Annotated in this window: 8 protein-coding genes; 3 read left to right on the top strand and 5 right to left on the bottom strand. The window is 37.3% G+C overall.

What is annotated here, in order from left to right; all coding sequences use genetic code 11:
- Nucleotides 1-245: 245 nt before the first annotated feature.
- The 4 genes from V6R96_RS19600 to V6R96_RS19615 form a co-directional block, all read right to left on the bottom strand.
- Entirely contained in the window at nucleotides 246-908 is a 663-nt protein-coding gene (locus V6R96_RS19600) for a copper homeostasis protein CutC (protein ID WP_336379854.1), read from the bottom strand.
- A 20-nt stretch (nucleotides 909-928) separates the two neighbouring features.
- Nucleotides 929-1,486, bottom strand: coding sequence for a hypothetical protein (locus tag V6R96_RS19605; protein WP_336379853.1), 558 nt, complete (start codon nucleotides 1,484-1,486; stop codon nucleotides 929-931).
- A 100-nt stretch (nucleotides 1,487-1,586) separates the two neighbouring features.
- Complete coding sequence (locus V6R96_RS19610; protein WP_336379852.1) at nucleotides 1,587-2,579, bottom strand: N(4)-(beta-N-acetylglucosaminyl)-L-asparaginase; 993 nt, start codon at nucleotides 2,577-2,579, stop codon at nucleotides 1,587-1,589.
- Between the two features lie 181 nt (nucleotides 2,580-2,760).
- Nucleotides 2,761-5,028, bottom strand: a complete 2,268-nt coding sequence (locus tag V6R96_RS19615; protein WP_336379851.1) for a family 20 glycosylhydrolase — start codon at nucleotides 5,026-5,028, stop codon at nucleotides 2,761-2,763.
- 102 nt (nucleotides 5,029-5,130) lie between these two features.
- Between V6R96_RS19615 and V6R96_RS19620 the strand changes: the two genes are divergently transcribed.
- The gene (locus V6R96_RS19620) at nucleotides 5,131-5,949 is read left to right on the top strand and encodes a DUF4197 domain-containing protein (protein WP_336379850.1); all 819 of its coding nucleotides are present in this window, start codon (nucleotides 5,131-5,133) and stop codon (nucleotides 5,947-5,949) included.
- A 788-nt stretch (nucleotides 5,950-6,737) separates the two neighbouring features.
- Here V6R96_RS19620 and V6R96_RS19625 read toward each other — a convergent pair.
- On the bottom strand, nucleotides 6,738-7,391 hold the full coding sequence (locus tag V6R96_RS19625; RefSeq protein WP_336379849.1) for a CoA transferase subunit B: 654 nt from the start codon (nucleotides 7,389-7,391) through the stop codon (nucleotides 6,738-6,740).
- Between the two features lie 121 nt (nucleotides 7,392-7,512).
- Between V6R96_RS19625 and V6R96_RS19630 the strand changes: the two genes are divergently transcribed.
- Both V6R96_RS19630 and V6R96_RS19635 read left to right on the top strand, forming a co-directional pair.
- Nucleotides 7,513-9,318: an ABC transporter ATP-binding protein gene (locus tag V6R96_RS19630; RefSeq protein WP_111960413.1), complete on the top strand. Its 1,806-nt coding sequence runs from the start codon at nucleotides 7,513-7,515 to the stop codon at nucleotides 9,316-9,318.
- Nucleotides 9,319-9,634: 316 nt separating this feature from the next.
- Complete coding sequence (locus V6R96_RS19635) at nucleotides 9,635-10,558, top strand: hypothetical protein (protein WP_336379848.1); 924 nt, start codon at nucleotides 9,635-9,637, stop codon at nucleotides 10,556-10,558.
- Nucleotides 10,559-10,576: the final 18 nt, after the last annotated feature.

The raw sequence follows: 10,576 nt of genomic DNA on the forward strand, positions 1-10,576 counted from the left end.
TCAACATAGTCGAATTCTTTGCTTGCCTTAAGGTGATTCTAAATGAAAAATTTCCGTTTAAAACACATTATATTTAACGCAAAGGTTCATTTAGATATTGCATGTTTTAAGTCTGCAAAGACGGAATCAATTAACATTGATTCGACTAAGCGAACGTTTTATCCAGTTAGCTTCATCAATGACATAGTCAATTCTTTGCTTCCCTCAAACTCAACGTTGTTTAAAATAGAACTTTGCGTTAAAAATCACTTATTTTTCAAAGCGAGGACCTCATTTGCGCTGGCAAAAGATCCACCGTCTGTAATTGCAGAAGAGTGAAAATAACCGGCATTTGTAAATTCCCTGATCTCTTCAATATTGGTAGAACGAAGTCCGCCTCCAACCAAAATTTCTATTCTTCCGGCAGCAAGCTCAACCAGTTTTTTCAGATTCTCTTTACCTTCTGAAACATTGGGTTCCTGACCTGAAGTGAGGATCGTTTTAAAGCCACAGCCAATTACTTTTTCCAAAGAATCTTCAAGGCCTTTTGCTCTGTCAAAAGCACGGTGAAAAGTACATGGAAGAGGATATGCCATCTCAACCAAAATCTTGTTGTGTTCTCCATGTATCTGATTATTTTCGTCCAGGATTCCAAATACAAAACCATCTACTTTCAGAGATTTAAGCTGGAGCAGATCTTTTTGCATTTGTTCAAATTCAGCTTCCGAATAGGTAAAATCTCCGCCTCTTGGGCGGATCATTACAAAAACCGGAATATTTATTTTTGCTCTGAGTTCTTTTGTTATTTCAAAATCAGGAGTAGTCCCGCCTTCATTTAGTCCGTCACATAATTCTATTCTGTCGGCTCCGTTTTCAAATGCAGTCATTGCGGATTCCGGATTGAAACATGCTATTTCTATTTTTGACATTTTTTCGTTTTATTTAAATTTTACTCTTCTTCAATAACATCTGCTATCAGAAATTTATTATCTGTTTTTATAACTTTAATCTGACGAGAATATTTGGCTTTAAACCCATCATCAGCCAGGACTACATTAAAAACGTAATTATTGTCTGACGAGGATTTTAAGTCACAATTTCTAATTTCAATATTAATCCAGTCCTGTCCGGAAATAAGGAATCCGGAGTCTATTCCAGCTTTATCAGTATCAAACTTACCTTTCCATTTGTCCTGGAATTCTTTTAAGGTAAGACTTCCATCAACATCCATATCCACGTTCATTGCATCTGTTTTATACTCGTAATAGTCTTTGGTTGTGATTTTCTGCATTTCTTTATCCAAACTCCCAAGATCTTCTTTAAAGTAATTTTTGATACTTTTTTCCAACCATTTTTTTGCTTCTCCGGATTCATCAGGTTTATTTTCTGAAATTCCGGTTTCGGTTTTTTGGGGAAAAGATTTTTGCTGTACCTGTGTTTGAGTTTCTTTCTTTTCTTCTTTACATGCTGTGATCAGAAACAAAGATGCAATGATCATTCTTTTCATATTCTTTTTGATATTCTAAATTTTGGCTAAAGCCGTTTGGTGTTTTTTTATTTTGTAAGCGGGCTAAAGCCCGCTCCTATTGAATTTTAAATAAAATACATTATTTCAGGGCAAATTCCGGTTTTTCCAGACGATTGCCTTTCTGGTCATAGACAGCGAAATTAAATCCGTCCTGAATGCAGTAAGAGCCGTATTCTCCTTTTTTATTTAAAGCGATGAAGCCAACCTGAATATCTTTAAGGTTTTTATTTCTTCTCTGGGCAATTTTCACAATTCTTTCAACTGCTTCTTTGCAAGCCTGCTGGGGATTCCTTCCCTGTCTCATCAATTCAACAACCAGATGTGTCCCGACAGTACGGATTACTTCTTCGCCGTGGCCGGTAGCCGTAGCTGCACCCACTTCATTGTCTACAAATAATCCTGCGCCAATGATGGGAGAATCTCCTACCCTGCCATGCATTTTAAAGGCCATCCCGCTGGTAGTGCAGGCTCCGGAAAGATTCCCTTTCGCATCCAGAGCAATCATTCCAATGGTATCATGATTTTCAATATTGGCGACTGGTTTGTACTCGCTGGTTTTCAGCCATTCTCTCCATTCTTTCTCCGAATCGGGAGTGAGAAGGTTTTCTTTTTTAAACCCCTGGGATAATGCAAACTGTAATGCTCCGTCTCCAACCAACATAACATGGGGCGTTTTTTCCATCACTGCTCTTGCTACAGAGATAGGGTTTTTGATATTTTCCAGGCAGGCAACAGAACCGATATTATAGTTTTCGTCCATAATACAGGCATCGAGGGTAACTCTTCCGTCTCTATCCGGACGTCCTCCATAGCCTACACTTCTTTCAGTTGGGTCCAATTCCACGAGGCGAACTCCTTTTTCCACTGCATCAAGGGCTTTTCCACCTTTTCCCAGAATAGTCCAGGCCTCTTCGTTCGCCTTCAGTCCGAAATTCCAGGTGGAAAGAACAATGGGTTTTCCTGCTTTTACAGGATTCTCAGACAGTTCCCCGGCAATCAGATCCAGTGGGTTTACGGCAAGTGCCAGAGAAGCAGCTGCCGTTTTTTTAATGAAGTTTCGTCTACTTTGCATATTCAGATATATTTGGCTCCAAATTAGGAATTTTCCCGCTAGCAGAAAAGGAAAAAGACCACAGAGTACTATGGTCTTTTGGTTTTTAATAAGAGTAAGGCTATTTACTTCTGAAATAGCATAACTCTATGTATTGACGGCTGCAACAGCTATTGCATCCAGTATATTCAGAAACTTATTTCTAATTGATGCCAATTTCATCAACGAACAGCCATGCTTTTGAATCTGCACCGGGATTTCCGGCAGGAATAATACCTGCATTTTCTATTTTAAGCTTAATGTACTCTGCATTCTGATTTCCTACATTCAGCTTAATTTTTCCTTTTGAGTTCTGAATTTCATCTTTCCCGATCTCTTTGATCATTTTAAAGGCCTTTCCATCATCCGAAACAAAGATCTGTGCAGATTTCGCCAGATGGATCCAGCTTCCCTTATTTTCTAAGGTATTAAAATAAACTTCAGAAAAGTTGGTTTTCTGTCCCAGATCAATGGTTGCCACTACATCTTTTCCCTGAAAGCCCAACCATGTTTTGCCCAATTGTCTTATGTTTCCGATAATTCCATCCACCAAGGTAAAAGCTCCGCCAAAAGAATAGTTTTCGCTGGGCTGTTGTTCCAGGGTGATCTTTTTTCCTGTTGTTTTTGAAATTTTGAATTCCTGGGAAGAAACAGCACTTTTCAGTTTTCCGTCTTCAAAATAGGCGGATTTAACGGTTAGAGATTTTGAAACAGCAATCGGTCCCTGATAAACCTGTGAATGTATAGAAGGTTCTGTCCCGTCCGTTGTATACCGTATTCCTTTCGGGTCCTGTGATACATTAAGTTCATAAGAAATACCGTTCCCGGCAGGAAGTACTTTTCCGGAAATATTATAGATACTTTTGGCATAATTCACCTTCATCTTATCCAGAACTTTGAACTGACTGATTACTCTTCTTTCAAATTCTTTATAATTTTTAGGTTCTGCCGTTCCCCATCCTACTTCGGAAAGCGCCATCAGTCTTGGAAATATCATATACTGTACCTGCTTAAAATCCGTGATGTATTCCGTCCATAGATTGGCCTGAACTCCTAAAATATATTTGGCCTGCTCTGCGTTCAGCTCTGCAGGAATAGGATTATAGGAATAGACTTTATCCAAAGGGGTAAAACCTCCGAAAGCATTCGGCTCCGATTGAGGATCACCCTGATAATGATCAAAATAACAGTAGGCTCCCGGAGTCATTACGGCAAAGTGAGAAGATTTTGCAGCTTCGACTCCTCCGTTTACACCTGTCCAGCTCATAACGGCAGCATTTGGAGCCAGACCGCCTTCAAGGATTTCATCCCAACCGATGATTTTTCTTCCTTTACTGTTAACATATTTTTCAATTCTCTGAATGAAATAGCTTTGCAATCCATGTTCATCTTTCAGATTATTCTTTTTGATCAGCTCCTGGCAATGGGCACATTCTTTCCATCTCGTTTTCGGACATTCATCGCCACCGATGTGGATGTATTGTGATGGAAACAGGGCAATAACTTCATCCAGAACATTTTCAAGGAAAGTGAAGGTTTCTTCTTTCGGACAGAAAACATCATCAAAAACACCCCATTTTGTTGCAGCTTCAAACGGCCCTTTTGTACAGGCAAGCTCGGGATAAGCTGATAAAGCAGCTAAAGCATGACCGGGCATTTCAATCTCGGGAACTATAGTAATATGCCTTTGCTGGGCGTATTTAATGACGTCCTTAATCTGCTCCTGGGTATAGAAATAGGGACCATAAGGTTTACCGTCGAAAGTATTGTCTACATAAGCACCAATCATTGATTCTTTACGTTTTGAACCGATCTGGGTGAGTTTTGGGTATTTTTTAATTTCAATTCTCCAGCCCTGATCGTCTGTAAGGTGCCAGTGAAAAGTGTTCAGCTTGTACATGGCTAAATAATCAATATACTGTTTAACCTCATCTACATTAAAGAAATGGCGGCAGACATCCAGGTGCATTCCGCGCCATGCAAATTTAGGCTGGTCTTCAATTCTTAAAGCAGGAATTTCCCTATCTTCCTTATGTTCTTCAAAAAGTTGAGCCAGGGTTTGAAGAGCCAGAAAATACCCCTGTCTGGTATTGGAAGTTATGAAAATCTTTTGGGGAGAAATGTCAATAGTATACTTTTCTTTATCTTCTTCGGGATAAATTGGGATTTTTGGCTGTGGAAACGGCATGTACATCAAATGAATTCCTTCCGTCTTACTGCTGTTCTGAAATTTCACACCGGAACCAAGCCTTTTTTTGAAATACTCTGTTTCTTCTTTTGGAAGTTTATCGTTCAGGATCAGCGTTTCAGGAATGATGAACTTTCCTTCCTGCATGGTTACACTTTGAGGATAAGGGATTAAATCTGGCTTCTTCTGGGCATGAAAAACTGTGGAAAAAATAGCAGAAAACATAAAAAGAAAATGTCGCATTTAGGTATGATTAAGGTTTTAGCTAATATAATTATTTTCTAAAACTCTTTGGTGATTTAACTTATTAAATAATAAAACATCTAAATTTGCAAAAAAGATACAATGAGAAAAAATATTTTATTCGCTGCTGCCCTATTATTTTCAGTTTCTTCACAGGCACAGCTCTTAGACATCATCAAATCTACCGTCAAAAACAAAACCGGTGTCGATCTTGATAATCCATCAAAACCTAAAAGTTCTACAACCACCACTACAACTAATACCACTCCAATTACTCCAACTAAAGCTTCTCCTGTTAATCTGGGAAACCTAACCTCAACACAGATATCTTCAGGGTTAAAGGAAGCGTTAAGCCTTGGAGTAACTGATGGTGTAAAGAAACTGGCGTTAACGGACGGATTCTTTAAGAATGAAGCGGTAAAAATTTTAATGCCTGAAAAGTTAAGAAAGATCGATACTACGCTGCGTTCCCTGGGAATGGGAAGTCTGGCAGATGAAGGGGTAAAATTATTAAACAGAGCCGCTGAAGATGCGGTAACAGAAGCCGCTCCTATTTTCACCAAAGCAATTACTTCGATGACGATCACGGACGCTAAGAACATTTTATTAAGCAATGATAATGCGGCAACCAATTATTTACAGACGAAAACGCAAAGTCAGTTATTCACAGCTTTCCAGCCAAAGGTAAAGGCTTCACTGGGTAAAGTGGGTGCAGATACGGTTTGGAAAAATCTGATCTCAAAGTACAATACTTTCACAGGGCAATCTGTAACGACCGATCTTAACGAATATGTGACGACTGAAACAATTAATGGTGTATTTAAAATGGTAGCTGATAAAGAAAGCGGAATTAGAAATACTCCGGCGATGAGAACCACTTCTATTTTACAGAAGGTTTTTGGGGCACAGGATGGGAAATAATTTAGTTTTTTTCAAAAACTTTATAAATATATAAACTGTTTCATTTTTTGAAGCAGTTTTTCTTTTGTATTAAAAAATCGGCGTCATCTGCTCAATCTGCGAGATATTTTTTAGTAGCTTTCTTTTGTCTTAAAACAAAAGAAACAAAAATTCAAGACCTGGAAACTTCCGCTAAAAATAAATACTGTTCTCTAAAAATTCTAAAACTTGCGCGAATCCTGTATATGTTCTTCGGTTCAATTAAAGTGTCGCGCTTCGGACAGTAGAATTTTCTTAACGTTCACAGCATTTATTTTTTTAACGCTTCATTTTCTTATGTCGGTTTAATAGTGTTTCATAAGCCTTTTTGAGAATATTTATAATTCTTTAAATTTAGAGTGATAAGAAAATTGGCATCATCTGCTCTATCGGCGAGAGATTTTTTTTAGTAGCTTTCTTTTGTCTTGAAACAAAAGAAACAAAAATTCAAGACCTGGAAACTTCCGCTAAAAATAAATACTGTTCTCTAAAAATTCTAAAACTTGCGCGAATCCTGTATATGTTCTTCGGTTCAATTAAAGTGTCGCGCTTCGGACAGTAGAATTTTCTTAACGTTCACAGCATTTATTTTTTTAACGCTTCATTTTCTTATGTCGGTTTAATAGTGTTTCATAAGCCTTTTTGAGAATATTTATAATTCTTTAAATTTAGAGTGATAAGAAAATCGGTGTTATCTGCTCAATCGGTGGGAGAGAATGTCGGTTTAATGCATAAAAAAACCTTGTCGGTGACAAGGCTTTATTTTTTATTTAGAATTGCATTTCAGGAATTTCACCTTCAATGATCAGATCTGCTTCTGTAGATTTTATGATGTGCTCCACTGAAACCCCTGGAGCTCTTTCCACCAGTTTGAATCCGGCTGGAGTTACATCCAGTACTGCCAGTTCGGTCACTACTCTTTTCACACAGTTAACCCCTGTGAGCGGAAGACTGCATTTTTTCAGGATTTTGCTTTCTCCTGCTTTGTTTACATGCATCATGGCAACAATAATATTTTCTGCTGAGGCAACAAGGTCCATTGCTCCCCCCATTCCTTTTACCATTTTTCCAGGAATCTTCCAGTTGGCAATATCTCCGTTCTCTGAAACTTCCATCGCTCCAAGAATAGTAAGGTCTACTTTCTGGCCACGAATCATTCCAAAACTAAAGGCTGAGTCAAAAAATGAACCTCCTGGCAGTATGGTAATGGTTTGCTTTCCTGCATTGATGATATCGGCATCTTCTTCACCTTCGACCGGGAAAGGTCCCATCCCTAGAACTCCGTTCTCACTCTGAAATTCTACGGAAATACCTTCCGGAACATAGTTAGCCACCAACGTAGGGATCCCGATTCCCAGGTTTACATAATAACGGTCTTTCAGTTCTTTTGAAATCCTTTTAGCAATTTGTTCTTTTGTAAGCATAATAAAAACTTAGACTGCAATTTAATTCTTTTCACTTGAATACAAAAGGTCTTTGTTATTCAAAATTATTAATACCATAAGTCAAAATAATATCTCTAATTTTGCAACATTATTTATTAAAATGAAAATACTTTTAAGATACCTCAAGCCTTACCAATGGTTGATTATCCTTTCTTTGTTATTGGCAACCATTAATCAGGTTTTTTCTTTATTTGCCCCGGCCATCACGGGTAATATCCTGGACCGGCTGGTAACACATCCTAACTTTTTTGATAAGGAAAAACTTTTACCTAGAAATCTTAACCAATATTTATACGGAGACGGAATTTATCATGGGGTGTTCTATTTTTTAGGGCTGCTCATTGGAACAGCGATGGTAAGCCGAATAGCCAAAGCTTTTCAGGATTATGCAGTAAGTGTGATCACTCAGAAGTTTGGCGCAAAAATCTTTACGGATGGCTTAAAACATTCAATGGCTCTTCCTTATCAGGAATTTGAAGATCAGAGAAGTGGTGAAACCTTATCTATTTTAACAAAAGTAAGAGAAGATACTGTAAAGTTCATCACCAGTTTTATTAATATCTTCTTTGGAATTTTAGTGAGTATTATTTTCGTTTCCGTGTATGCGATCCGCTTACATTGGTCGATCATGCCTGTCTATATCTGCGGGATTTTCCTGATTGCCTTCATCACTAATTTACTGAGTAAAAGAATTAAAAGCATTCAGAAGAATATCGTTTCGGAAACTACAGCTTTAGCCGGAAGTACTACAGAAAGCTTAAGGAATATAGAAATTGTTAAAAGTTTAGGCTTAACGAATCAGGAAGTGATCCGTTTAAATAATAATACCTACAAGATTCTTGGACTTGAGCTCAGAAAGGTAAAAAGCATCCGTTCTTTAAGCTTTATCCAGGGTACGATGGTCAATTTTCTTCAGCAGATGATTACCATGACCCTATTGCTTTTAATTTTTAAAAATATTGTGACTCCCGGACAGTACCTTTCTTTGATGTTTTATGGTTTCTTTATTTTCGGACCAATGCAGGAAATCGGGAACATCATTATTTCTTACCGTGAGGCTGAGGCTTCTCTTTTCAATTTTGATAATTTAATGAAAAAAGAGGTGGAAGAAAAACCTCTCCATCCGAAACAGATTGGTGCTATTGAAGAACTGGAATTTAAACATGTTTCTTTTAAACATCAATCGGCTCAGTATAAAGCTTTAAATAATATCTCTTTTGATGTTAAAAATGGAGAAACCATTGCTTTTGTAGGGCCTAGCGGTTCAGGGAAAAGTACATTGGTGAAATTGCTGGTTGGACTGTACAGACCACAGGAAGGAAATATTTTTTACAATAGCATCAATGGAAAAGAATTTGATTTTGATGAGCTGAGGAATCAGATTGGTTTTGTTACCCAGGATACACAGCTTTTTGCAGGAACCATTAAGGAAAATCTTCTTTTTGTAAATCCTAACGCTACAGAATCTGAACTGGATATTGCGTTGCAGAAATCGAGCTGTACAGCATTATTGGAGAGAGCAGAAAAGGGTATCGAAACCGTTATCGGTGAGGGCGGACTGAAGCTGAGCGGCGGAGAAAAACAAAGAATCGCCATTGCAAGAGCACTTTTAAGAAAACCTCATTTATTGATCTTTGACGAAGCAACTTCGGCTTTAGACAGTATTACGGAAGAAGAAATTACCTCTACTATAAAAGACATCTCAAAAGAAAGAGAACAGATTACCGTTCTTATTGCCCACCGTTTAAGCACGATTATGCATGCTGACAGAATCTATGTATTGGAACGCGGACAGGTGATTGAAATGGGATCCCACGATAATCTGATTGCCGAAAAAGGATTGTATTATGCTATGTGGCGACAACAGATCGGGGAAAGAAAAATGCTCATTTCACCGGAAGCATAACATAAACAAAGCGCTGAAAATATTTTCAGCGTTTTGTTTTTATAATATTTAAGTTTTTTACATTTAAAGATGAATTAAGAAGCTCATCAAAGTACACTTAAGTTTTTAGAAACTTAGATTTTCATCTTATGTGGACTTCTATTTTCATTTTAGCTTTGTGACTTTCGTGGTAAAAAAAACTTAAAAATTCTTCATTGTGTGAAACAAAACTAATCAATAAAATACATGTGCAAGTGGTGATGCTGCTTGCGAGGCCGATAGGCAGCTTAGTCTTCAGGTTCAGGCATATCTGCTTAGTCTATCCCCAAGAACAAGTATGTTAGCATCCTATAGTCCTATTCTACAAACAATTAAGGATTATTTTAAAACCCATGGCTCTGATGATGATACTTTGACAGATAGGTTGGCCTTAACGGCAAGTTGGTTTAACGCCCAAGATAATGCAAATCCTGATTTAACATTAAGCAACTTCAAATTTGCAGATTGGCTTTTAGCATACTTTTTAAATCAAGATCAAAATACTTTTGATTATTTTAAAAATCATCCGAATGATATAGAAGGATTAAAATTCCAAAGTATTGACTATGGAAATACTGATCAGATAAAAATGGCAAATATTCTCGCACCTGCATTTACTGAATTATTAATAGCCCAACAAAATGATACGGTAGGTCAGGTGAATATTCAAAGTCCGTTTTGGAAGTTGGCAAAAGATTATATGATCTATCTTATTAAGAAAAGTGTCCCGGAAGCCATAAGATATGGAAGAATCATATATGAGCATTCTAATACATATTTTAAAACTCACCCTAATGCATTACAAAAAATAAATGAATTCGTAGAATTCATGAAGGTGAATGTAATGGTAGAAGCTGATGTACAACAAGACCCTCATTATATGAAATGGACAGATATTCTGCTGTGCTGGTTATTTGAAATAGGAGATTTTCCTGTGAATGATTCTGCGGGATATGGAGATTTACCTACCATTGGTTTTGCCGGTACAGATTATACCATTATCGGACCCCCTGCTCCTAATGTTATTCCTATGAGATATTTATCTGCACATAAAATGACTAATGGTGTTCCGGATGTAAATTCTGTGTTGGATTTAAGAAAAAGAGCTATTGATCAAATTAAAAATACAGGTAGTATTGCCTCATTAGATGATGAATGGGTTTTTGGAGTTGCTACCTTTGTTAGGACAAGATTCTTATACTCTTTAACTTTAATATTATGAAAAAAGTTAGAAAACATT

It is taken from the genome of Chryseobacterium sp. CCNWLW53, assembly GCF_037083525.1.
Taxonomy (GTDB): Bacteria; Bacteroidota; Bacteroidia; order Flavobacteriales; family Weeksellaceae; genus Chryseobacterium; species Chryseobacterium lathyri.